Below are 24,192 nucleotides of genomic sequence, written 5' to 3'. Positions count from 1 at the left end.
TGGTATTGATCGAAGCCTGCCTTTGCAAGACGGGAGTCACCCCAAAAGGTCGCTCAGCGGAATGAAGACCACCGCATCGCCTTCAAGCAACGTTCTGCCCTCCAGCACTTCCACCAAGCCATCTGCCCACGCGGCACTGCGAAGCACACCGGAGCTCTGGTTGCGATAAATAGTCGCCCGTCCCAGTTCGAGCCGGCCCCGCAGGTATTCACGCCGACTGCCCGCCACCGGCCAGACAAAACCTGCTGGCACCGTGAACTTGAGTGGCTCGACATCCTGCACACCCTGGCGTCGCAACAGATAAGGCCGGGTCAACAACGCAAAGGTCACCAGCGTCGAGGCCGGATTACCCGGCAGACCAATGACCGGCAGGTTGCGGAAATGGCCGAACGTCAGGGGCTTGCCGGGCTTGATCGCCAGTTTCCACAGCGCCAGTTCACCCTCTTCGCGCAAGGCGATACCCAGAAAATCCGCTTCACCCACCGATACGCCGCCGGTGGAAAGAATCAGATCGACATCCAGCAGCTCACCCAGGCGGGCGCGGGTCGCGGCCAGGTCATCCGGAAGAATACCGGCATCGACCACCTCACAGCCCAAGCGCTGCAGCCAACTGCAGAGCACCACCCGATTGCTGTTGTAAATCTGCCCCGGCCCCAGCGCCTGACCCGGCTCGACCAACTCATCGCCGGTGGAGATCACCGCCACGCGCACCTTGCGCACGACGTTCAGTCCGGCGCGCCCCAGCGACGCGCACAGACCTTGCTCGATCGGGCCAAGTCGGGTCCCCGCCGTCAGGATCAGCTCGCCGACGGTGGTTTCCTGGCCTTGCGGACGAATGTTCTGCCCGACCGCCATTGTCTCGATGAAACATACGCGACCATCCGCCCCAACCTCGGCGTTTTCCTGCATTTCCACGCAATCGGCGCCCGGTGGCACTGGTGCGCCCGTGAAGATTCGCGCACAGGTCCCCGGGGTCAATGGCTGCGGAGCCTGCCCGGCGAACACCTTTTGACTGACCGGCATGGCTTCCCCCGTCCAGTCCGCCAGGTTGAGGGCATAACCATCCATCGCACTGTTGGGCCAAGGTGGCAAATCGAGGGTCGACACCAGATCTTCAGCCAGCACCCGCCCCTCGACCTGCGCCAGAGGCAAATACTCATGCTCTGTGATGGGCGTGGCTTCGGCCATTTCCAGCAACCGCGCCAACGCCACCTCGACAGGCAGCAAGCTACCGGTCTTGCCCGCCTTACCCACGGGATTCACAAGGCGCCGCCTGCTTCAGGTGGGTGACGAAATTGCATGGACGGTGACGAGCATCCAGTTGCTCACCCAGAATCCCGTCCCAGCCGGTACGCACCGCGTTGGTCGAACCCGGCAGGCAGCACACCAGCGTGCCATTGGCCAGACCGGCCAACGCCCGCGATTGCACGGTCGAGGTGCCGATATCCGCCACCGAAATCTGCCGGAACAACTCACCGAACCCGTCGACCTGCTTGTCGAGCAGACAGGCAACGGCTTCCGGCGTGCTGTCACGCCCGGTAAAACCGGTACCGCCGGTGATCAGCACCACCTGCACAACGTCGTCGGCAATCCAGTTGGCAACTTGCGCGCGAATTTTGTAGAGATCATCTTTGAGCAGAACCCGTTCGGCCAAAAGATGGCCGGCGGCCGTCAAGCGGTCGACGAAGACCTGGCCTGAGGTGTCGGTTTCCAGAGTTCGGGTATCGCTGACCGTCAACACCGCTATATTGAGCGGCACGAAAGGTACATCAGCCTTGGCTTTCATAGGCTCGTCCAGTTGTAGGGGAAACAGCCCGGTGTTATATCACAGCGCCCCCATTTCCCGCCGCCCTACCGGAGAGCTGCCATGACGCTGAATACCCAATTGCCGCCCTGCTCCATCCTGCTCCTGGCAGGCGGACGCGGCCAACGCATGGGTGGCCAGGACAAAGGGTTGGTCGAGTGGCTGGGCGAGCCTTTGATCGCCCATTTGCAGCGCAAGGTGCGTGATCTGACCGATGACTTGATCATTTCCTGCAATCGCAATCGCGAGCGGTACGCACCGTTCGCCGATCAATTGGTGGTGGATGACGAAAGCGATTTTCCGGGCCCCCTGGCCGGCATTCGTGCCGGCCTGAAAGTCGCGCACCATTCGCATTTGCTGGTATTGCCGTGCGATGTGCCGCGAATCGACGCGGCACTCGTGCAAAGCATGCGCGAAGCCGCTCAATTGCAACCTGAAAAACCTTTAATGTTGCGCCACGATGAACATTGGGAACCTTTGCTCTGCGTGATTCCGGTTGCCCTTCTGCCGGCCTTCGAAACCGCCTGGAACGCCGGTGAACGCAGCCCCGGCCGGGTGATGCGCGGTCTCGGTGCCACCGCGTTGCAATGCCCGGACAATGACCCGCGGCTGGCCAACCTCAACACCCCTGAACTGTTAAGTTCGCACAACACTGTGTCAGACTGACACCATTCAAGGAACTCTCACGCCTTGTATACGTCTCAAGCTCAGTAACCAAAAGAATTCCCATTCGGAGACACACTCATGACTCAACGGACCCTCGCCACTTTCATGCTCGCACTGGGCCTGGCTACCCTCGCAGGTTGCTCGTCGCCAACAGTGATCACCTTGAATGACGGTCGCGAAATCCAGGCCGTCGACACCCCGAAATACGATGATGATTCGGGCTTCTACGAGTTCAAACAGCTGGACGGCAAAGAAACTCGCATCAACAAGGATCAGGTTCGTACCGTTAAGGAGCTGTAAGCTCCGGGTCGACACCCGATACAGAAAAGCCCGCATTCGATGCGGGCTTTTTCATGGGCGCTCGGAAAGTCCGGTGATATCACCACTGCAGGGTGATTCGACTCTCGAACTCGCGCAACTCACCGGTCACCGGGTCGACAAACCGCAGCCCTTGCGCCAGCAGCTTCAACGGATTGGCGTAGTCATCCTCAACATCTTTCAATACCTCCGGATAAAACGGATCGTTGCAGATACTCGCCCCCAACGCAGTCATGTGTACCCGCAGTTGATGCTTCTTGCCAGTGACCGGATACAGGCCATAACGCCATAGATCGCCGTTTTTCTCACGCACCTCAACCGCTGTTTCGGTGTTGCTGACGCCCGGCCCTTCCTGCATGCGGAAAAACGGTTCGCCATCGACCAGGCGACTTTTATGGATCAGGGGAAATTCCAGTCCGGGCAGCGCCGGCGCAATGGCTTCATAGCGTTTGTCGATCTGCCGCGTCGGGAACAGTGACTGGTAAGCGGAACGGGACTGCGGATTGGCGGAAAAAATCACCAGTCCCGCCGTATGCCGGTCGATCCGGTGCAGCGGCACCAGATGGGGATTGTCGAGGCGTCGGATCAACCGGCGCAGTAATGTCTGCTCCACATACTCGCCGGCCGGCGTCACCGGCAGGAAATGCGGTTTGTCGGCCACCACCAGATGGTTATCGGCATACAGAATCGACTCGATCACCGGAATCGGTTTTTCGTCCGGCACTTCGCGAAAGTAATGAATCCGCAGGCCTTCCTTATAGGGCAGATCCACTGCAATCGGCTGTCCCTGACCATCCAGCACGCGGCCCCGGGCGATCCGGTCCAGCCATTGCTCGCGGCCGATGGCGCTGAAGTGATCGCACAGGCAGTCGAGTACGGTCAGCCAGTGACCAGGCGGCAGATAAAGCGTGCTGGCCTGATTCTGCGCAGCGGAAAATGGAGATGTGGACATACGGAAATTCGAACCCTCAATGCAGGCCGGGATTATCCAGCACGGGAGGCCACGAACCTAGCGCAGATTCCTCAGGCCGGAATCGTTTTGAGCGCAGCCGCCTCCGTGAACTCCTTGAGCCAGCGCAGCACGTCGACAGCCTCCCAGCGCCCCGGATCATACAAGGCGTACAGCAAGCCCTGATAGCCGACCACATCCAGCTGCTTGTGGTACCCGGCCCGCTGAAACAAGGCCTCGATCTCGGCAAAGCAGGTGTTGAAATGCAGTTTGTTGAACGGCGTCTTGCCTTCCGTGACCAGCCCGTCAAGGCGCAACTCGAGGACGGCCTCGCGCACCACGTCAACCGACATCCGGTTCACGCTGTTCTTCAACTGTTCGACATTGACCACGGTTCGTCCCTCTGACTCAATTACTGTATGAACATACAGTAACCGAATAAGCCGCGAGGTGCCAAGGGATGGATAAGCGTTGCGACCAGCGGGATGAATGATTAACGCAAGAAGGCCACGACTTCATCCGCGCTGAACGGCCAGCCCAGCTCTGCGCCGGTATCGACCCGGCGCAGTACCGGAATCCGCAGGCTGTAGGCCTCAAACCATGACTCGTCGTCAGCGATATCCACCAGTTCCACCAGCAGACCGCGCTCGACGAACTCCATCAGCATGGATTCCGCGACTTCGCACAGATGACACCCCAGGGTGCCGAACAACTGACATTCAGGAAGCATGATCGCTCAACCAAAAATTCGTGGGCTTATTCTAGGCCGCGCCTGAAAACCCGTCGAGCCAACGCCGCTCAAAGGCTGTAACCCTCCTGCAGGGGGTTGGCGCGCAAAACCCTGACGCAAATCAGTTCGCCCAGAAGCCAATTACACGATGCTCCCGGACTTTTTGCCTCTACGCTTGAGAGGTCAAAACCTGACATCGGAGCGCCCAGTGTTTGCCAATCTGTTGATTATCCTCGCCTCATCCCTCGTGGTGATTGCCCTGTTTCGTCGGCTGCGGCTACCACCCGTGCTGGGTTACCTGTGCGTGGGTTTGCTGGTCGGGCCCAGCGCATTCGATTGGGTCAACCAGAGCGAACACCTGCCGGATGTGGCGGAGCTGGGCGTGGTGTTCCTGCTGTTTTCGCTGGGCCTGGAATTCTCTCTGTCGAAAATGATTGCCCTGCGTCAGGTGGTATTCCGTCTCGGCAGTCAGCAGGTGCTGATCAGTACGGCGCTGCTCGGTCTGTTGCTGATGCTGCTGGGCATGTCCGCGACGCCCGCGCTGCTGCTCGGCGCCGGGCTTTCGTTGTCTTCCACGGCGATCGTCACCAAGGAACTTGGCAGCCTCGGTGAAGTGTTCAGCAGCCACGGGCAGAACGCCGTGGGTGTCTTGCTGTTTCAGGACGTGGTCGCGGTGCTGCTGTTGACGTTGGTGCCGGTGTTCGCTGGCAGCAGCACTCAGGCGTGGTACTGGGCCTTGCCACTGACGTTGTTGAAAACCGTGCTGCTGTTTGTCGGCCTGCTGCTGGCCAGCCGCTGGTTGTTGCCGCGTCTTTTCCATGAAGTGGCGGCGTCACGCTCGGCAGAATTGTTCGTGCTGCTGGCGCTGGTGATCGTGCTGCTGACCGCTTGGCTGACTCACCTGCTGGGGCTGTCGCCGGCCCTCGGCGCATTTCTCGCCGGCATGTTGCTGGGCGAAAGCCATTATCGCCATCAGATCGAGGCGGACATCCGGCCTTTCCGTGACATTTTGCTCGGGGTGTTTTTTGTCAGCATCGGCATGCTGATCGACCTGCAACTGTTCGTCAGTCACAGCCTGCTGATCCTCGGTCTCACCCTGGGCTTGATGGTGATCAAGGGCCTCGTCGTGGCCCTTTTGGTGAAGTGGCGCGGCAGCGACAGCGAAACGGCCTGGCGCAGTGGTCTGGCCCTCGCCCAGGGTGGCGAGTTCTGTTTCGCGCTGATGGCGCAAATGCAACAAAACAGCCTGCTGCCCGACAGGTTGGGCGCCCTGCTGCTGGCAACCACCTTTTGCTCGATGGTACTGACGCCGCTGTTACTGCGGGCAGCCCCGCGCATTGCCGCGACCTTGCACCGCAAGCCCAATCAGGAAGCGCAGATCGAAGAAATCAGTGCGCTCAATGCCGACCTCGACAAGCATGTGGTGATCTGCGGCTACGGACGGGTCGGCCAGTCGATCGGCCGGTTCATGCGTAACGCGCAACAGCCTTACATTGCGCTGGACAACGATCCGGTGCGCGTTCAGGAAGCCACAAGCGGGGACAGCGACGTGCACTACGGCGATTCGACACGCGGCGATCTGCTCACCGCCGTCGGCCTGCTGCGTGCCAGGTTGCTGGTGATCGCCGTGGACCAGAGTGACGTCGCGCTGCGCATCCTCACGCAAGCACGCCGGCTCAATGCCCATGTGCCGATTCTGGTGCGCACGCGCGACGACAGCCAATGGGCGGAACTGAAAGCCGCCGGCGCCACCGAGGTGGTGCCGGAGCTGCTGGAGTCGAGCCTGATGCTCGCCTCACATGCCTTGATCATGCTGGGTCTGCCGGCGCATCAGGTGCAGGAGAAAGTCGATCAGGTGCGCATCGATCGCTACCGTCTGTTGCACGGTTTTTATCCCGGTGCCGACGATGTGGAAACCTAATCCTGACTCACCGCGCCGATTTTGTGCAGCGACAGATCGGCGCCGTAATACTCTTGCTCCTGACTCAGGCGCAATCCGTGCAGCGCCTTGATCACGCCGTAAACGGCGAAGCCGCCGATCAGTGCCACTGCCACACCGAGGGCGCTGCCGATCAACTGGCTGATCAGGCTGACACCGCCCAGACCGCCAAGCGCCGCCTGACCGAAGATGCCACAGGCAATACCGCCCCACACCCCGCACAAACCGTGCAATGGCCACACGCCCAGCACGTCGTCGATGCGCCATTTCACCTGCGCGGCGGTAAAGCACCAGACAAACAGCGCCCCGGCAATCGCCCCAGTCAGCAGCGCGCCGACCGGATGCATCAGATCGGAGCCCGCGCAAACCGCCACCAGTCCGGCCAGCGGGCCGTTGTGCAGGAAACCCGGGTCATTGCGTCCGACGATCAACGCCGCCACCGTGCCGCCGACCATTGCCATCAACGAGTTGACCGCCACCAGGCCACTGACGCCCTGCAGGGTCTGCGCACTCATCACGTTAAAGCCGAACCAGCCGACAATCAGAATCCACGAGCCCAGCGCCAGAAACGGAATGCTCGACGGCGCGAACGCCACCAGTTTTCCATCGCGGTAACGGCCGTTGCGCGGGCCGAGCAGCAGCACCGCTGCCAGCGCCAGCCATCCCCCCATGGCATGCACCACCACGGAACCGGCGAAATCATGGAAGGCCGCGCCAAACTGCGCGGTCAACCAGGCTTGCAGGCCGTAGTTGCCGTTCCAGATCATCCCCTCGAAAAACGGATAGATGAACGCCACAATCAACGCCGTGGCACACAACTGCGGAACAAACCGGGCACGCTCGGCGATGCCGCCGGAAATGATCGCCGGGATCGCTGCGGCGAAAGTCAGCAGGAAGAAAAACTTCACCAGCCCATACCCATGATCAGCGCTCAAAACGGCCGCTGGCTGCATGAACGTCACACCGTAGGAGATCCAATAGCCTATAAAGAAATAGGCTAGGGTCGAGACGGCAAAATCACTGAGGATTTTCGACAACGCGTTGACCTGGTTTTTCTGGCGAACCGTACCGACCTCCAGAAAAGCGAAACCGGCGTGCATCGCCAGCACCATCACCGCACCGATCAGAATGAACAATGTATTGGAGCTGTGCACCAGTGTGTCCACAGCACTTTGCAGATTTTCCATGGAGAGGCAGACCTGAAGGAAAAAAGAGCACCAAAGCGGTTCATGCGGGCATTTCATGCACCAAGTTGCGACCGCCCGGTCAGGGATCCGCAGATTCGCTGTACCGTTTTGGCGCACGAGGTCGATGTCCTGACACGAACCGGGATTATTTGAGTTAAGGTTTTCCGGCATGCACGCCCGGCAACAGCGCACGACTGCCGGACGACGCACCAGCACACAGCAAAAGTTGTACCAGTCATTTGTAATGAACCTTCGCGCAAGGCTCATACTCGAACGCTTCAGACGCCACTTACGGAGATCCACCCATGGCCAGCATCAAGGCAAAGACTGCTCAAGAAATCCTGATGAACGACTTCCAGACGTTGGTTGCCGACACCGAACGGTTGCTCGAGCACACCGCGACCCTGGCCGGTGATCAGGCGGATGAGTTGCGTGAGCAGATTCACGACAGCCTGCTGCGTGCCCGCGAGACCCTGAAACTGACTGAAGAGACGTTGCGTGATCGCGGTCAGGCAGCGGTCAACGCCACCGAGGATTACGTGTCGGCCAATCCGTGGCAGTCGGTCGGTATCGCCGCTGGCGTCGGTTTCCTGATTGGCCTGCTGGCCACTCGGCGCTGATCATGTCGATCGGTGAATCCGGCCCGACTGCGGGCACCGCCTCCTCCACACGGCGTCTGGGCGCCGCTGTCCTTGGTTTGCTGCACAGCCATGTCGAATTGTTCGGCATCGAGCTGCAGGAGCAGAAATCCCGTACCGTCAGCCTGTTGTTGTTTGCGGGTCTGGCGCTGGTGTTTGCGCTGCTGTTGCTGGTCGGCCTGTCAGCCCTGGTGTTGATCCTGCTCTGGGACACCTACCGGCTGGCCGGGATTATCGGCCTGTGCGTGTTCTACACCCTGGCGGCAATCTTCTGCGGGCTGCGCCTCAAGGCAGCGATCTTCGATGAATCCTCACCCTTCCACGGTACGCTGGAAGAGCTGGCCAACGACCGGGAGCGCCTGTTGCCATGAGCCTGCCTGAACTGCCTCACAACAGCTCGCGCCGGGAAATGCGCAAGGCGCTGATTCGCCTGCGCATGGAAATGCATCGCCAGGAAATCCGCCACGAAGCCGGACAGGTCCTGCAACCGTTGCAGCGCGTGCGCGGCATGACGCAAAACCTGCACGACGGCTTCGGCATCAAACACGCGCCGTTATGGGGCGTAGCCGCTGTCACCCTGCTGGGCTTCATTACCGGCAAAGGCGCGAAAAGCGGTGGTATCAGTGGCCTGACGCGGTTGATCCGACTCGGGACCAGCCTCGGGCCGCTGATCAAACTGGTCATGCAAAGCTCGGCCAAGCGTTAAACCGACACATCTGGCTGCATTCTTGCAATATCACCGGGATGAACCTCTTTTATCGAGAGGTTCGATCCTGTACGCCTACCCGGTCGACAGGGTTCAATCAGAACAAGAACGACTAAGGAGGCCCCGTGATCGACGGGCAACCGCTCGCCTGCTTTCAGCCTTTCATCGACACCGCCACCGGCCGTATAGCAGGCGTCGAAGCACTGGGTCGTCTGCGCCAGAATGACGGTCAACTGACCTCGGTCGGACCGCTGTTCGCCGATCCGCGTACGCCGGCAGTCGCCCTGCGGCGTCTCGACCGGCAAATCCGCGACAACGCTCTGAGCCGTTTGCACCAAGCACCGGCGGACTGGTTTCTCAGCCTGAACATGTCGCCGCGCTGGATCAGTCGCCTGCGCCCCGATCAAGCCTTGCCCAGCCTCAAGCAACTGGCGCGTCACGGTGTCGATGCGCAGCGCATTGTGTTCGAGATCACCGAGTTGGGTGGCAACAGTCAGCGTTTGGCCGAAGTGGTCGCCCGCTACCGCGAGGCCGGGGCGAGAATCGCCATTGATGACTTTGGTGCCGGCTACTCGCAACTCGATCGCGTGCTCGCGCTACAGCCGGACATCCTCAAACTCGACATGCGCCTGTTCCAGGCCGCCGCACGAGGCGGGCCGAGCAGTGACGTGGTCAAGGCGCTGGCACAGATGGCCGAGAAGACGGGTTGCTGGATCATCGCCGAAGGCGTCGAGACTGAAGCCCAACTGAATTTCGCCCTCGAGTGCGGCTCACGTTATGTGCAGGGTTTTCTGTTCGCGCGGGCGCAGGAAGCCTTTTTTGCTACCGACGCGTTTGTGCCGCGCTTCGCCGAGTTGCGCCAGCGTTATGTCCAACAGAAACTCTCTGAGCGCGGGCGCTTGATGCGGATGCGCCAGCAACTGGCGGAATTGATGGCGATCCTGCAGGGCTGGGCGCAGGCCCATGCACCTCTCAGCGCCCTGCCCCACCTGGAGGCGTTTCCTTGGCTGCTGCGGTTTTACCAATGCGACCGGCACGGTACGCAGCTGACTCCGAACCTGGAGTGGCGGCACCATGGCTGGGTCGCCGACAACCGGTACCTGGGGCATAACTGGTCATGGCGACCCTACTTCTATCATTTGCTGGCCGAGGGCTGGGAAGAACGTCGCCTGACCCTGTCCAGCACCTACCGCGATGCCACCAGCAATCAGTACTGCCTGACGGCCGGGCAGTTTTTCGATAACGGCGAGCGGCTGCTGTTGATCGATATTGATGCGGCGGGGCTGTAGTTCCGCTTGCAGGTGGCAGCATGAACCGGGAAGCTAGGGCAACAGTCACTTTGACGGAGAGAACCAGCCTTGGATTGGCAAACCCTGCTCAACCGCGAACGCCTCGGAAAACCGCTGCACAGCCCGCAAGAACTGGGTCGCAGCCCTTTTCACAAAGACCATGACCGCATCATTTTCTCCGGTGCCTTTCGCCGCCTCGGGCGCAAGACCCAAGTGCACCCTGTGTCGAGCAACGACCATATCCACACACGCCTGACCCATTCACTGGAAGTCAGTTGCGTGGGCCGTTCGCTGGGTATGCGCGTTGGCGAAACCCTGCGCAATGCCCTGCCCGAATGGTGCGACCCCAGCGATCTGGGAATGGTCGTGCAATCGGCCTGCCTGGCCCACGACATTGGCAATCCGCCCTTCGGCCACTCCGGGGAAGATGCCATTCGCCACTGGTTCCAGCAGGCTGCCGGGCGCGGTTGGCTCGATGGCATGAACGAGGCAGAACGTGCTGACTTCCTCAATTTCGAAGGCAATGCCCAAGGCTTCCGGGTGCTCACGCAGCTTGAGTACCATCAGTTTGACGGCGGTACGCGACTGACCTACGCCACCCTCGGCACGTATTTGAAGTACCCGTGGACCGCGCGTCACGCCGACTCCCTCGGCTACAAGAAGCACAAGTTCGGCTGCTATCAGAGCGAGTTGCCGTTACTCGAGCAAATTGCCCACAAGCTCGGCCTGCCTCAACTGGAAGACCAGCGCTGGGCGCGGCATCCATTGGTGTACCTGATGGAAGCCGCCGACGATATCTGCTACGCGCTGATTGACCTCGAAGATGGTCTGGAGATGGACCTGCTCGATTACAGCGAAGTCGAATCGCTGCTGCTGGGGCTGGTCGGTGACGACCTGCCGGAAACCTACCGGCAACTCGGTCCGCAGGATTCGCGCCGACGCAAACTGGCGATTCTGCGCGGCAAGGCCATCGAACATTTGACCAATGCTGCGGCCCGGGCCTTCGTCGAGCAGCAGGATGCACTGCTCGATGGCACGCTGCACGGCGATCTGGTTGAGCACATGCACGGACCGGCCAAGCGTTGCGTGTTGAACGCCAAGGACATCGCCCGCAAGAAGATCTTCCAGGACAAACGCAAGACCCTGCACGAAATCGGCGCCTATACGACGCTGGAAATCCTGCTGAATGCCTTCTGCGGGGCTGCCCTGGAGCAACACAACGGCCGTACGCCTTCCTTCAAGAGCCGGCGCATCCTCGACTTGCTGGGCAACAATGCGCCGGACCCACACGGTTCGTTGCACACCTCGTTTCTGCGCATGATCGATTTTATCGCTGGCATGACCGACAGCTACGCCAGCGACATGGCCATGGAGATGACCGGACGCTCCAGTCATTGATCCTGACGTATTCAGCCGGCGCTCTTGGCCGGTTGAATACGGGCTGTTTCATGTACAGCGTTAAAGTGGTCAACGCTGTTTCCCCAAGGCTGCGGTATTTTTATTCACCGCCCAGACATTTACACAAACAAATAATAAACAACTGACACAACACCAACCGCCCCTCTAAAACCATTAATCCGCCGCATTTGCAAAACATCCAATGCCAACTATAAGCCAATTAAAAAATTGAGCATCCTTACGCCAAACCCAGATTAGTCGTAGTCCCTTTCCTCATTAGTTGTAGGAATTATCTGATAACGCAAGTGAGTTCATGACAGTTCATGCGAGTGCTCATTCATCTGAGCTAAGGTGCGCCCTTTATTCGTGCTTGTATGGGATTTGATTATGAACTCCGTTTTTATTGTCGACGACCACCCGGTCATCCGTCTCGCCGTTCGAATGCTGCTGGAGCATGAGGGTTACAAGGTCGTCGGTGAAACCGATAACGGGGTCGATGCCATGCAGATGGTGCGCGAGTGCATGCCAGACCTGATCATTCTCGACATCAGCATTCCCAAGCTCGACGGCCTTGAGGTATTGGCCCGATTCAACGCCATGAGTTCGCCATTGAAAACCCTGGTACTCACTGCTCAATGTCCAACGCTGTTCGGCGTTCGCTGCATGCAATCCGGCGCATCAGGTTATGTGTGTAAACAAGAGGACTTGAGCGAACTGGTCAGTGCAATAAAAGCCGTACTTTCCGGCTACAACTATTTCCCCAGTCAGGCATTGAACCCGGTTCGCAGCGACGATATTCGTTATGCCGAACTGGAATTATTCAAGTCCGTCAACGATCGCGAATTGATGGTGCTTCAACTCTTTGCACAAGGCCGCACCAATAAGGAAATCGCCAAGGGCATGTTCTTGAGCAACAAGACCGTCAGCACTTACAAGAAGCGGTTGATGCAAAAGCTCAAAGCCAGATCCCTTGTCGAACTTATCGAGATGGCCAAACGAAACGCACTCGTGTGAGACCCCGCATGCCCAGTCGTTTAAAGGACTATTTAGTTGCGTTGAGCGTTGCTCTTTTTTTGAGTACCTACGCCTTTGCCATGCCCAACGCGGCACCGGACTATGCCCTGCTCAGCCGGTCTTCAGGCGAGGCGGTGCCGGTCATCTTCGAACAGTCCCAACGCGTGTGGCTGAGTGCTCGTAAAGAATTGATACTGGGCACCTCTGCACCCGACTATCCGCCTTTTGACATGACTGTCAGCGGCAAGGACTACGAAGGTCTGACGGCCGACTACGCCGGACTCCTCAGTCAGGCCACCGGCTTGCCGATCCGTGTCATGCGCTTTGCCTCCCGGGACGCAGCGATACGCGCCCTGGTCGATGGCCAGATCGATCTGCTCGGCACCGCGAACGCTTTCGAGGCGGGCAACGCGAACCTCGCGCTGACGGTGCCCTACGCGAGGGATCAGCCGGCGCTGGTCACCCGTGAAGACGAAACCCGCTCCCTGGCCCAAGGCCTGGCCGGACTGCGCCTGAGCATGGTCTATCACTATCTGCCGTTGCACGAGGTCAAGGCGCTGTACCCCAAAGCGCTCATCACTTGTTATCCCTCCTACCAGAATGCCATCAATGCGGTTGCCTTCGATCAGGCCGACGTGTTTCTCGGCGACATCGTTTCCACCCAATACATGGTCAACAAGGGCTACCTGAATAACGTGCGCATGGCCAATTTCGGCAAGCAGGAAACCCGGGGATTCAGCTTTGCCATACGGCGCAACAATCCGCAGTTGCTGTCGATCATCGACACCGTACTCAATGCCGTACCCAGGAGCGAACGCGATAACATCGCCAAGCGCTGGAGTGCCGGCAGTGACCTGTTGCTGACCGACCAGAAACTGCAACTCACCCAGCGTGAAGAAACCTGGATCAAACAGCACCCTGTAGTGAGTGTGGTGGTGAATGAAGCGCTGGCACCGCTGACGTTCTTCGACAGCGGCGGCAATTTACGCGGTATCAGCGCCGACCTGCTCGAACTGATCCGTTTGCGCACAGGCCTGCGTTTCGACATCCGGCGCAGTCGCAACGACGCGGAAATGATCCGGCAAATAGACAGTCACCAGGCCGATCTGATTGCCGCGTTGTTGCCGTCCGCCGAACGCGAGCGAACCCTGAACTTCAGTCGCCCGTACCTGGAAAATTCCTATGTCCTGTTGACCCGCAAGAGCGCCGATGGTCCGACAAACCTGAGCCAGCTCAAGGGCAAACAACTGGCGATTGCCCAAGGCAATCCAATGGTCGAGTACTTGCGCCGGGAGTTTCCTCTCATCCAGTTGATCGAGACGCCGGACACCTTCAGCGCGGTCTCGCTGCTCGCCGAAAAGCATGTCGATGGCGCGGTGAACTCACTGGTGATCGCCAACTATTTCATCTCTTCGCGGATCTTTGATCAGGCGCTGCAAATCACCACCACCATCGGCACCAGCCAGGCCGCGTTCTCATTGGCAACAGCGCGGGACAACACCGAACTGGTCTCGATCATCAACAAGGCGTTGCTGAGCATCGCCCCCGAGGAACTGGGGGTGATCAACGGTCGCTGGCGCGGCTACTCCACCTCGCAGAATATCTGGCGCAATTATCAGCGCCTGTTTTATCAAGTGATCGGCGCCGCCGGGCTGGTTCTCCTGCTGTTACTGGCGTGGAACGCCTACATGCGTCACCAGATCAAGCAACGCCAGGCAGCCGAGCGCGCCCTGAACGATCAGTTCGAGTTCATGCGCTCGCTGGTCAACGGCACACCGCACCCCATTTACGTTCGCGATCGCGAAGGCCTGCTGCAAAGCTGCAATGACAGCTACCTCGAAGCATTCAACGCCAGGCGCGAAGACGTCATCGGCAAAAGCGTGATTGAGGGCTCCCTGAGCAACGCGTTCGAAGCCCAGGCCTTTGAGGCCGATTACCGCCGCGTCGTAGCCGAAGGCACGCCGTTGATACTTGACCGCCCCCTGCACATCGGCAACCGCCGCCTGACCATCTATCACTGGATTCTCCCGTATCGTGATTCCAGTGGAGCCGTCAAAGGCGTCATCGGTGGCTGGATCGACATCAGTGAGCGCCGCCAGCTCTTCGAGGAACTGCGCGCGGCCAAAGAACGCGCCGATGAAGCCAACCGGGCGAAAAGCACGTTTCTGGCCACCATGAGCCACGAGATCCGCACACCGATGAATGCGGTGATCGGCATGCTCGAACTGACACTCCGACGCATGGATCAACAGCACCCGGACCGAACATCCATCGATACCGCCTACCACTCGGCCAAAGACCTGCTCGGTCTGATCGGCGACATTCTCGACATTGCCCGGATCGAATCCGGACGCCTGAGTCTGTGTCCGGAGCGGGTCAACCTGGTCGAAACCGTGGCGTCCGTCACCCGAATCTTCGACGGTCTTGCACGCCAGAAGAGCCTGGCCCTGCACACGTACTTCAATCCGCCGGACCTCGCGGTCGACGTGCAACTGGATCCCCTGCGTTTCAAGCAGGTCCTGTCGAATCTGATCAGCAACGCCATCAAGTTCACCGAGCAAGGCCAGATCAGAATCACCCTCGACCTCATGCAAACCGAGGCCCCTGCCCATGCGCTGATGCAACTGACCGTGCAGGACAGCGGCGTCGGCATCAGTGCCGAGGATCAGCAGCGCTTGTTCGAACCCTTTGCCCAGGCGCCAAACAGCAGTCAGCAGGCCAGAAGTGGCGCCGGCCTCGGTCTGGTGATCAGTCGCAACCTCTGCGAAATGATGGGAGGCCATCTGCAATTGAGCAGCCAGCCAGGCATCGGCACGCAGGTCTGCGTTTCTCTGCCCCTGCAAACCCTGCCGGCCCAGGCGAGCCCCCCTCAACAGGTGCCATCAATCAAGACTGCGCCGACGCCGCTGAACGTTCTCGTGGTGGACGATCACCCCGCCAATCGCCTGTTGATGTGTCAGCAACTGGAGTTTCTCGGGCATCGTTTCAGCATTGCCGAGAACGGCAGCATTGGCCTTGAGCAATGGAAGGCCGGCCAGTTCGACCTGGTCATCGTTGACTGCAACATGCCCTTGATGAACGGCTATGAACTGACTCGCGCCATTCGTCAGCATGAGCTGCTCACGCGCTGCTCGCCCTGCACCGTGCTGGGTTTCACGGCCAATGCGCAGCCCGAGGAAGTTCAGCGCTGCAAACAGGCCGGCATGGACGACTGCCTGTTCAAACCCTTGAGTCTGAGCGTGCTCGGCCAATGGGTCGATGGCATGACCCCGAAGGCACAACCGCCGGCCTTCAACCTGCAAAGTCTGAATCTGCTGTGCGGTGGCGACCCGACGCAGGCTCGGCGCCTGCTGGTTGAACTGCTCAAGAGCAGTCGTCTTGACCGGGAGGAACTGCTCGCGCTGTCGTCCGCCTCCGATCTCGGCGCACTGGCAATCGTCGCCCACAAAATCAAGGGCGCTGCCCGCATCGCCCAGGCTGCGCGGGTGATTGCCTGTTGCGATGCACTCGAACAGGCCTGCGCACACGCATTGTCGAGCGAAGACATCGCCCGCCATTGCGCGGCGACTGACCGGGCCATGCTCGAACTCGAACAGGCGTTACGGCAACAACTTGCCCTCGCGGATCGAAGCACGATGAGCCTGCCTTAACTATGCTTGAACGCTGAGCAGTGAGTTAACCATCATGGAGAGCCTGAAATGCCCAGCCCACTGCGCCCGGAGCAACGCCGGTTCCCGCTGCACGTGCACATCAGCGTCATGTTCACGTTTCTCCTGTTGCTCACTGGCATCGTGCTGGGCCTGTTCAATTATCACCAGACCACGAAAATCATCCTGTCGAGCAGCGAACAACTGTTCAACCGTATCGAACAGGATGTACGCCTGGACCTGCGCGCAACCTACCAGCCGATCCGCCATGTGCTCAGTCTGTTGGCGGACAACCCGGCCACTCAGGCCCAGCGCCTTGAAGAACGCTTGCCGTTGCTCAAACCCTTCGCCCAGTCACTGACGGACAACCCCAACCTCGCCTCCTTGTACCTGGGTTACAGCAACGGCGATTTTTTCATGGTCCGGCCGCTGCGCGACGCTGCCCTGAAAACACGGTTCAAGGCTCCGGATACTGCAAGCTATCAAGTCTGGAGCATCGAGCATGACGCGCAGGGCACGCCGCACTCGCAATCGCTGTTCTTCGATCAGGCCTTGCAGCCGGTCAGCCGCCTGGAGAACCGCGACGACGCCTACGATCCGCGCAGTCGTGCCTGGTTTACCGATGCACGCCGGCAACCCGGTCAGATCACCACTGAACCCTACGTGTTTTTCTCCACCCACAATATCGGCACCACGCTGGCCCGGCGCAGTGGAGAGCGCGCCGTGATCGGTGCCGATCTGACCCTGGCCACACTGTCGGCCACCCTGATCAAGCACCGGGTCACCCCGTCGACCGAGATTGCCCTGTTCGATGCCGATGGCAACGTCGTGGCTTACCCCGACAGCGATCGCTTGATTGTCGATGATCGCAACGCACGCCAGGCCAAAGTGGCTGATCTGAGCCCCGGGCTGCACGTGCTGCTGACGACAGACAACCCTGGCAAGCGCCTGCAGGCCGATGGCCGGCAATGGATCGTCGCCCGCAGCAGCATGCAGGAAGGTGGGCCGAAAGGCCTGCAACTGGCGCTGCTGGTGCCCGAAGACGAACTGTTGGTCGACGCCTATCGCATGCGCTGGCAAGGCGCACTGGTGACCCTGGCCACGTTGTTGCTGTGTCTGCCGCTGGGCTGGCTGATCTCGCGGATTCTGGTCAAACCCTTGCATGCGCTGGTCAAGGAAGCAGACGCAATCCGCAGCTTCGATTTCAACTTTCCCCTGAGCCGACGCTCACCCGTGCTGGAAGTCGATCAGTTGAGCGTGTCGATGGCGCAGATGAAAGACACGCTGGCGAGCTTCTTCCGCATCACCGACAGCCTGTGCGCGGAAACCCGTTTCGCACCGTTGCTGCACAGGGTGCTGTTCGAAACCGTGGGGATCGCCCAGGCCCAGGCCGGCCTGATTTATCTGCGCGACAATGACGACACGCGCATGGTGCCTTACGGGCTGGTGATCAATGGCACGCCGCAGCCCCTGGAGAACTTCGACATTCAGGCGCATGACCTGCAACAGGACCACGGCCCGATGTGGTTCAGGCAACTGATCGGTGCGAACAGCCTGGTCAGCGATCTGGGTTTCGATCAGGCGGCGGATCTGCAGCAAGTCCTGCTGGCCATGCAAGCGCCGCGCGTTCATATGATCGGCATCCGCCTGCACAACCGCCACGATGAAACCATCGGCCTGCTGATTCTGCTGGTCAACGACAGCGGCACGGCGGCGGATCTGGAAAAACTGCAGCCTGATCGCATCGCGTTCCTGCAAGCGGTGTCCGGTGCCGCCGCCGTGAGTATCGAAAGCCAGCGTCTGCAAGCCAGACAGAAACAGTTGCTGGATGCGTTCATTCAACTGCTCGCCGGCGCCATTGATGCCAAGAGCCCCTACACCGGCGGCCATTGCCAACGCGTGCCGGAGCTGACCCTGATGCTGGCCCAGGCCGCCGCGGCCAGTCAGGCCCCGGCGTTCAGCGCCTATCGGCCGACCGAGGATGAATGGGAAGCCCTGCACATCGCTGCCTGGCTGCACGATTGCGGCAAGGTCACGACGCCGGAATACGTCGTCGATAAAGCCACCAAACTGGAAACCATCAACGACCGCATCCACGAGATCCGCACCCGCTTCGAGGTGCTCAAGCGCGATGCGTGGATCAGCTACTGGCAGGCACTGGCGCTCGGTGCTGACGCGACAACACTGGCGCAAGAGCGAGATGCCACGCTGAGCGCGCTGGACGACGATTTTGCCTTCGTCGCGCGCTGCAATCTTGGCAGTGAGGCGATGGCCGAAGCGGATCTCGAACGCCTCAACGACCTTGCCCAACGCACCTGGATGCGCACCCTGGATGACCGTCTGGGGGTGTCGTGGGCAGAAAACAGGCGTCAGGCACAAACACCGGCATCGACCCTGCCGGTTCGCGAAAAGTTATTGGCGGACAAGCCCGAACATTTGTTCGAACGAGACAAGAACGAGTTGATTCCCGACGACAATCCATGGGGGTTCAAGCTAGACGTGCCACGTTATAAATACAATCGCGGCGAACTGTACAACCTGAGCATCACCCGCGGCACACTGACCCGTGAGGAGCGCTACATCATCAATCATCACATGGTGCAGACGATCATGATGCTCAGCCACCTGCCCTTCCCCGGCCATCTGGACAGCATCGCCGAAATCGCCGGCGGTCATCACGAAAAAATGGACGGTACCGGATACCCGAAACGCCTGAAGCGCGAAGACATGAGCCTGCCGGCGCGGATGATGGCGATTGCCGATATTTTCGAAGCGTTAACGGCGGCCGATCGCCCCTACAAGAAGGCCAAGACCCTCAGCGAAGCGCTGGGGATCATGGCCACCATGTGTCGCGAAGCGCACATTGATGCGCCGCTGTTCGGCCTGTTCATCAGCGATGGCGTCTACCTGCAGTACGCCACGCGCTTTCTCGATCCACAGCAGATTGATGCCGTGGATACCGCCAGCCTGTTGCGCAAGGCTGGCCTCAGCGCTTGATCAGCAGTCGGTCAGGCGCAGGAAAATCGCCGCCAGTTGCTCAATGCCGGCCTGATCGTCGACGCCAAAGCGCGCCAGCTTCGGGCTATCGAGATCGAGCACGCCGATCAAACGGCCATCCTTGACCAACGGCACCACCAGCTCACTGTTCGAGGCGCTGTCGCAGGCGATATGGCCGGGAAACGCATGCACGTCTTCCACCCGCTGGGTTTGCCGACTGGCAGCTGCCGCGCCGCACACACCGCGTCCAAACGGAATGCGCACGCAGGCGATCTGACCCTGAAACGGGCCGAGCACCAGCTCTTCGTTGCGGTTGAGGTAGAAACCGGCCCAGTTCAGGTCCTCGAGCTGGTTGAACAGAAACGCCGAAAACTGCGCGGCGTTGGCGATGAAGTCGCGCTCGTCCGCCAGCAGCGATTCCAGTTGCGCGGCCAACATGCCATAGCCTTCGAGGCCCTGGCCGCTTTGTTGCAAATCAATCATGCCTTGTGCTCCAACAATTTCAGTCCCACCCAGTAACGGGCGAATTGGTACGCGCAACGTCCGTTGCGGTTACCGCGGCCGGTGGCCCAACGCACGGCGAGGATGTCCAGTGCTTCGTCGCGCTGCCAGCTCAAACCGGCCTTGGCGGCCAACTGACCGATCCAGTGCTCGACGACGTTGAGGAAATGCTCCTGGGTAAACGGGTAAAACGACAGCCATAGACCGAAACGGTCCGACAGCGCGATCTTGTCTTCCACGGCCTCGCTGGGGTGCAGCTCACCATCGACGCGTTTCCAGTTTTCGTTGTCACTTTCCTTCTCCGGCACCAGATGGCGGCGGTTGGAAGTGGCGTACAGCAAGACGTTATCCGGCGCCTGCTCCAGCGAGCCGTCGAGCACACTTTTGAGCACGCGGTAATCGCCTTCACCGGACTCGAACGACAAGTCATCACAGAACAGCACGAACCGTTGCGGCAACTTGGCGATCTGCTCGACCACACGCGGCAGGTCGGCCAGATGGTCACGCTCGATTTCGATCAGGCGCAGACCCGCCCCGGCGTGTTCGGCGAGCAGCGCCCGCACCAGCGACGATTTGCCGGTACCGCGCGAGCCCCAGAGCAAGGCATGGTTGGCCGGCATGCCGTCAAGGAATTGCTGTGTGTTGCGACCCAGTTGCTCAAGCTGCCGATCAACACCGATCAGGTCGCTCAGGCGCATGTCGAGACTGACTTCCAGCGGCAGCAGATACCCGCTGCGCCCGTCGCGCTGCCAGCGCGCCGCCAGGCAGGTGCTCCAGTCAATGACGGGACGCGGTGCCGGCAACAGCGGCTCGATCCGCGCCAGAACCGACTCGGCGCGCTCAAGAAAAGCATTCAATCGGGAATCCACGTCTTCTCCTCGGGCACGTTCACAGTGATGATGGTGATCCAGCGACGACAATCAGATCAATAATCCCGCACCGCGCCTTGTTACAAGGCGATTCGGGAACCTCGGTTTCGAGACATGATCGACTATGCTTGAGCAGCGAAGGGAAACGGAAGTGGTTCAACACCCCATGGATATCAAATTCACCCACCGGCTGTCATACAAGCAAGCCAGGCTGACTGTGCTGGTCGGGTTTATTCTGGGCACGCTGCTCAGTCTGCTGCAAATAGGCATCGATTATGCCAGCGAAGACGCCTCCATCAACCGTGAAATCCTGTCCTTGCTGGAAATCAGCCACAATCCGGCATCACGCATCGCCTACAACATCGACGCCGAACTCGCGCAGGAACTCACCCTGGGCCTGTTGCGCTCACCGGCGATCATCTCCGCGCAGCTGACCGACAACAACAGTAACGTGCTGGCCAGCGTCAAACGTCCGGAACTGCAAAGCGGCTACCGGGTGATCAGCGATTTTCTGTTCGGCGCCAAGCGCCAGTTCGAGGATCGCCTGTACCTGGATCATCTGCCCAACGAATCGTTGGGGGTGTTGAGCCTTGAAGTCGATACCTACGCATTCGGCAGCCGCTTTCTGCGCCGCGCCGAGATTACCCTGTTCAACGGTTTCGCCCGCAGCCTGATCCTCACCGGCCTGTTGCTGGCGTTGTTCTACGTGATGCTGACCAAACCGCTGGTGCGGGTGATTCGCGAACTCAGCGGGCGCGATCCACGCAGCGCCGAACCGACCTCACTGATCTGTCCGGGCGGACACGCCAATGACGAAATCGGTGTGCTGGTCAAAGTGGCCAATCAACAATTCGAAAATATCGCCACCGAGATCCAGCAGCGGCGCAACGCCGAAAACCGTCTGACCGACTACCTCGGCCAACTGGAACACATTGTCTCGGCGCGCACCGCCGAACTCAAGGCAATCAATGCCCGGCTCAGTCAGTCCAACGAGGAGCTCGAAGTCGCCCGCCGCACCGCACTGGAAATGGCCGAAGCGCGATCGGCGTTCCTCGCCAACATGAGCCATGAAATCCGCACGCCGCTCAACGGTCTGCTGGGGATGATCGCACTGTCCCTCGACGGGCCGTTGAATGCCGAGCAACAGCAACAGCTTTCGATCGCCCACGACTCGGGCAAGGTGCTGGTGGAACTGCTCAACGATATTCTCGACCTGTCGAAATTCGATGCCGGGCAACTGGAGCTCGAGCACATCCCGTTCGATCTGGGTTCGCTGATCGAGGACACGGCCAACCTGTTGTCGCAGAACGCCGCACCGAGCGTTGAACTGACCTGCCTGATCGATCCGTACTTCCCGGCGCTGGTGCTGGGAGACCCGACCCGCGTGCGGCAGATCGTCAGCAACCTGTTGTCCAACGCGCTGAAATTCACCCGTTTCGGTCGCGTGGATGTGCGCCTGTCGACCTGTAACGACGGCGTGCGCATCGAAGTCTGCGACACCGGTATCGGCATTGCCCAGGAAGCGCAGGTCAGGATCTTCCAGCCGTTCACCCAGGCCGGTGCCGGCATTACGCGCCAGTACGGTGGTACCGGGCTCGGACTGGCGCTGACGTACAACCTGTGCGAAGCGATGCAAGGGCGCCTGACCATCAGCTCCGAGACCGGCTTCGGCAGCCAGTTCTCTGCCGAACTGCCGTTGCCCTGCCACACCCGGGCTCTGCCCCCCGCGCCATTGCACGGCAAAGTACTGGCCATCACCGCCGCCAGCAGTGGCCTGGCCGAATTGCTGAAAAGCCTGCTGCCGGCCTGGGGCCTTGAATACGAGCAACGCACCATCGAGGATTCACTGCTCGGTCTGACGCCTGACGTTTTGATCACCGATTGCCCGGAATGCCTGTTCGGGCTGCGTCCGACCCTCACCGCCCCGATCCTGCTGGTGACCGCTTACGGCAGTTTCCTGCCCAGCGAAGAAGCGGCGGCCCTTGCGCCACTGCAGCAACAGGCGCGTCCGCTGGCACGCAATGCGCTCTATCAGAATCTGCGCCGCACCCTGCAACCCGACACCGCGGCCATCCACGATACTCGCCTGGAGACAACCCCCAACGTGCGGCGCGGGCTGGTGCTGCTGGTCGAGGACAATCCGGTCAACCAACTGGTGGCCAAGGGCATGCTCGGCAAACTGGGCTGCGACGTCGTGGTGGCTGCCCACGGCGCCGAGGCGCTGGATCAACTGGAGTATCACTCGTTCGATCTGGTGCTGATGGACTGCAACATGCCGGTGATGGACGGCTACGAAGCCAGCCGGCAGATCCGCCAGAGCGGACGCTGGCCGGACCTGCCGATCATCGCCCTGACCGCCAACGCCATGTCCGAGGAACGCGAACGCTGCCGGGCAGCGGGCATGAGCGACTATCTGGCCAAGCCGTTCCGCCGGGAAGAACTGGCAGCCCTGCTCGATCAATGGATTCCGGCTACGACAGCGCCTTGATCTGCCCCAGCAGATGATCGAGACCGTGGCGCAAGTCGTTGAGACGATCCAGATCGACCCCGCTGTCGCATAGCAGGCGCGCCTTGAGCGGCCCGACCTGCTCGCGCAGTGCCTGACCTGCCGGGGTCAGGCTCAAGTGCACTTCACGCTCATCGCGCGCCGAGCGTCGACGCTGCACCAGTTGCAACTGCTCCAGCCGCTTGAGCAAGGGCGTCAGCGTCCCGGAATCCAGGGCCAGGCGCTCACCCAGCGCCTTGACCGTCGGTTGCTCCGGCGCGCAATCCTGCCACTCCCACAACACCAGCATCGCCAGGTATTGCGGATAGGTCAGGCCAAGCTCATCGAGCATCGGCTTGTAAGCACGAATCACCGCCCGGGACGCGGCATACAACTTGAAGCACAACTGGCTGTCGAGCTTCAGCGAATCGACGGGCAGGCGGTTCATTTGAGCAGGGCTTCGATCTCGCCAGTCAGGTCCTGCGGCTTGGTGGCCGGGGAGAAACGCTTGACCAACTGGCCGTCCTTGCCGATCAGGAACTTGGTGAAGTTCCACTTGATGCCTTGGGAGCCGAGCACACCCGGGGCACGTTTTTTCAACTGCACGAACAGCGGATGGGCCGCGGCACCGTTGACGTCGATCTTCTTGAACAGCGGGAAACTGACGCCGTAGTTAAGCTCGCAGAACTCGCTGATCGCGCCTTCATTGCCCGGCTCTTGCTTGCCAAATTGATTACACGGGAAACCCAGCACGACCAGGCCCTGGTCCTTGTAGGTCTGCCAAAGTTGCTCAAGGCCTTTGTATTGCGGAGTGAAACCGCATTTGCTGGCGGTATTGACCACCAGCACCGCTTTGCCAGCGAAATCAGCCAGGGTCTTTTGCTCACCCTTGATGGTGGTGCACGGAATATTCAGCAGGTTGTCGCTCATGGCACGAGGTCCTCGGGTTATCGGCGAAGGCCAAACATAGCGAGCAATTAAATTGTGTGCAATTTAATATTTGAAATCGTTCCCCGCAGGAACCGCCAAAGGCTCGGGCCGCATTCGGACGATCT

Annotated in this window: 22 protein-coding genes; 12 read left to right on the top strand and 10 right to left on the bottom strand. The window is 60.2% G+C overall.

What is annotated here, in order from left to right; genetic code table 11:
* Nucleotides 1-36: 36 nt before the first annotated feature.
* Nucleotides 37-1,263 carry a molybdopterin molybdotransferase MoeA gene (locus tag PseuLF5_RS16265; protein WP_340134010.1) on the bottom strand — a complete coding sequence of 409 codons (1,227 nt, stop codon included), beginning with the start codon at nt 1,261-1,263 and terminating at the stop codon, nt 37-39.
* On the bottom strand, nt 1,247-1,786 hold the full coding sequence (moaB, locus tag PseuLF5_RS16260; RefSeq protein ID WP_123466480.1) for a molybdenum cofactor biosynthesis protein B: 540 nt from the start codon (nt 1,784-1,786) through the stop codon (nt 1,247-1,249). Before moaB ends, PseuLF5_RS16265 begins: the two co-directional genes overlap by 17 nt.
* Nucleotides 1,787-1,867: 81 nt before the next feature.
* Between moaB and mobA the strand changes: the two genes are divergently transcribed.
* Together mobA and PseuLF5_RS16250 are read left to right on the top strand one after the other, a co-directional pair.
* Nucleotides 1,868-2,470 carry a molybdenum cofactor guanylyltransferase MobA gene (gene mobA, locus PseuLF5_RS16255; protein ID WP_222832366.1) on the top strand — a complete coding sequence of 201 codons (603 nt, stop codon included), beginning with the start codon at nt 1,868-1,870 and terminating at the stop codon, nt 2,468-2,470.
* 78 nt (nt 2,471-2,548) lie between these two features.
* Complete coding sequence (locus PseuLF5_RS16250) at nt 2,549-2,770, top strand: YgdI/YgdR family lipoprotein (RefSeq protein WP_007908660.1); 222 nt, start codon at nt 2,549-2,551, stop codon at nt 2,768-2,770.
* A gap of 79 nt (nt 2,771-2,849) precedes the next feature.
* On the opposite strand, the gene PseuLF5_RS16245 is transcribed toward PseuLF5_RS16250, so the two are convergent.
* From PseuLF5_RS16245 to PseuLF5_RS16235, 3 genes are all read right to left on the bottom strand, one after another.
* Nucleotides 2,850-3,740, bottom strand: coding sequence for a pseudouridine synthase (locus PseuLF5_RS16245; RefSeq protein WP_128615825.1), 891 nt, complete (start codon nt 3,738-3,740; stop codon nt 2,850-2,852).
* Between the two features lie 71 nt (nt 3,741-3,811).
* Nucleotides 3,812-4,129 (bottom strand): transcriptional regulator, encoded by a 318-nt coding sequence (locus PseuLF5_RS16240; protein ID WP_123466484.1) that lies wholly within the window; start codon nt 4,127-4,129, stop codon nt 3,812-3,814.
* A 101-nt stretch (nt 4,130-4,230) separates the two neighbouring features.
* Nucleotides 4,231-4,467, bottom strand: coding sequence for a glutaredoxin family protein (locus PseuLF5_RS16235; RefSeq protein WP_123466486.1), 237 nt, complete (start codon nt 4,465-4,467; stop codon nt 4,231-4,233).
* 208 nt (nt 4,468-4,675) lie between these two features.
* On the opposite strand from PseuLF5_RS16235, the gene PseuLF5_RS16230 reads away from it, so the two are divergent.
* On the top strand, nt 4,676-6,388 hold the full coding sequence (locus PseuLF5_RS16230) for a cation:proton antiporter (protein WP_340134008.1): 1,713 nt from the start codon (nt 4,676-4,678) through the stop codon (nt 6,386-6,388).
* On the opposite strand, the gene PseuLF5_RS16225 is transcribed toward PseuLF5_RS16230, so the two are convergent.
* Nucleotides 6,385-7,593 (bottom strand): ammonium transporter, encoded by a 1,209-nt coding sequence (locus PseuLF5_RS16225; RefSeq protein ID WP_340134006.1) that lies wholly within the window; start codon nt 7,591-7,593, stop codon nt 6,385-6,387. The two genes, PseuLF5_RS16230 and PseuLF5_RS16225, sit on opposite strands and share 4 nt — an antisense overlap.
* A 305-nt stretch (nt 7,594-7,898) precedes the next feature.
* On the opposite strand from PseuLF5_RS16225, the gene PseuLF5_RS16220 reads away from it, so the two are divergent.
* From PseuLF5_RS16220 to PseuLF5_RS16185, 8 genes are all read left to right on the top strand, one after another.
* On the top strand, nt 7,899-8,213 hold the full coding sequence (locus PseuLF5_RS16220; RefSeq protein WP_123466492.1) for a DUF883 family protein: 315 nt from the start codon (nt 7,899-7,901) through the stop codon (nt 8,211-8,213).
* Nucleotides 8,214-8,215: 2 nt separating this feature from the next.
* Nucleotides 8,216-8,602: a phage holin family protein gene (locus PseuLF5_RS16215; protein WP_123466494.1), complete on the top strand. Its 387-nt coding sequence runs from the start codon at nt 8,216-8,218 to the stop codon at nt 8,600-8,602.
* A complete protein-coding gene (locus PseuLF5_RS16210) occupies nt 8,599-8,937 on the top strand; it encodes a hypothetical protein (protein WP_186746440.1) in 339 nt (112 codons plus the stop codon). Before PseuLF5_RS16215 ends, PseuLF5_RS16210 begins: the two co-directional genes overlap by 4 nt.
* 125 nt (nt 8,938-9,062) lie before the next feature.
* Entirely contained in the window at nt 9,063-10,226 is a 1,164-nt protein-coding gene (locus tag PseuLF5_RS16205) for an EAL domain-containing protein (RefSeq protein WP_340134002.1), read from the top strand.
* Nucleotides 10,227-10,295: 69 nt separating this feature from the next.
* Nucleotides 10,296-11,624 (top strand): deoxyguanosinetriphosphate triphosphohydrolase, encoded by a 1,329-nt coding sequence (locus PseuLF5_RS16200; RefSeq protein ID WP_128615821.1) that lies wholly within the window; start codon nt 10,296-10,298, stop codon nt 11,622-11,624.
* A gap of 387 nt (nt 11,625-12,011) precedes the next feature.
* Nucleotides 12,012-12,638, top strand: coding sequence for a response regulator transcription factor (locus PseuLF5_RS16195; protein WP_123466502.1), 627 nt, complete (start codon nt 12,012-12,014; stop codon nt 12,636-12,638).
* Nucleotides 12,639-12,646: 8 nt separating this feature from the next.
* Complete coding sequence (locus PseuLF5_RS16190) at nt 12,647-16,288, top strand: transporter substrate-binding domain-containing protein (protein ID WP_340134001.1); 3,642 nt, start codon at nt 12,647-12,649, stop codon at nt 16,286-16,288.
* Nucleotides 16,289-16,336: 48 nt separating this feature from the next.
* Nucleotides 16,337-19,282: an HD domain-containing phosphohydrolase gene (locus PseuLF5_RS16185; protein ID WP_340133999.1), complete on the top strand. Its 2,946-nt coding sequence runs from the start codon at nt 16,337-16,339 to the stop codon at nt 19,280-19,282.
* Here PseuLF5_RS16185 and PseuLF5_RS16180 read toward each other — a convergent pair whose 3' ends face one another.
* On the bottom strand, nt 19,283-19,765 hold the full coding sequence (locus PseuLF5_RS16180) for a GAF domain-containing protein (protein ID WP_123466508.1): 483 nt from the start codon (nt 19,763-19,765) through the stop codon (nt 19,283-19,285). It lies immediately after the preceding gene.
* Nucleotides 19,762-20,652, bottom strand: a complete 891-nt coding sequence (locus PseuLF5_RS16175; protein WP_123466509.1) for an ATP-binding protein — start codon at nt 20,650-20,652, stop codon at nt 19,762-19,764. Before PseuLF5_RS16175 ends, PseuLF5_RS16180 begins: the two co-directional genes overlap by 4 nt.
* A 166-nt stretch (nt 20,653-20,818) precedes the next feature.
* Between PseuLF5_RS16175 and PseuLF5_RS16170 the strand changes: the two genes are divergently transcribed.
* On the top strand, nt 20,819-23,140 hold the full coding sequence (locus PseuLF5_RS16170; protein ID WP_340133998.1) for a hybrid sensor histidine kinase/response regulator: 2,322 nt from the start codon (nt 20,819-20,821) through the stop codon (nt 23,138-23,140).
* Here PseuLF5_RS16170 and PseuLF5_RS16165 read toward each other — a convergent pair.
* Nucleotides 23,124-23,585: a MarR family winged helix-turn-helix transcriptional regulator gene (locus PseuLF5_RS16165; RefSeq protein ID WP_123466513.1), complete on the bottom strand. Its 462-nt coding sequence runs from the start codon at nt 23,583-23,585 to the stop codon at nt 23,124-23,126. The two genes, PseuLF5_RS16170 and PseuLF5_RS16165, sit on opposite strands and share 17 nt — an antisense overlap.
* Nucleotides 23,582-24,067: a glutathione peroxidase gene (locus PseuLF5_RS16160; RefSeq protein ID WP_267804493.1), complete on the bottom strand. Its 486-nt coding sequence runs from the start codon at nt 24,065-24,067 to the stop codon at nt 23,582-23,584. The genes PseuLF5_RS16165 and PseuLF5_RS16160 overlap by 4 nt, the downstream gene beginning before the upstream one ends.
* Nucleotides 24,068-24,192: the final 125 nt, after the last annotated feature.

The sequence above is a fragment of the Pseudomonas sp. LF-5 genome (assembly GCF_037626295.1).
In the GTDB taxonomy this organism is placed as follows: Bacteria; Pseudomonadota; Gammaproteobacteria; order Pseudomonadales; family Pseudomonadaceae; genus Aquipseudomonas; species Aquipseudomonas monsensis.
This window is presented reverse-complemented; position numbering and strand designations above follow the sequence as displayed.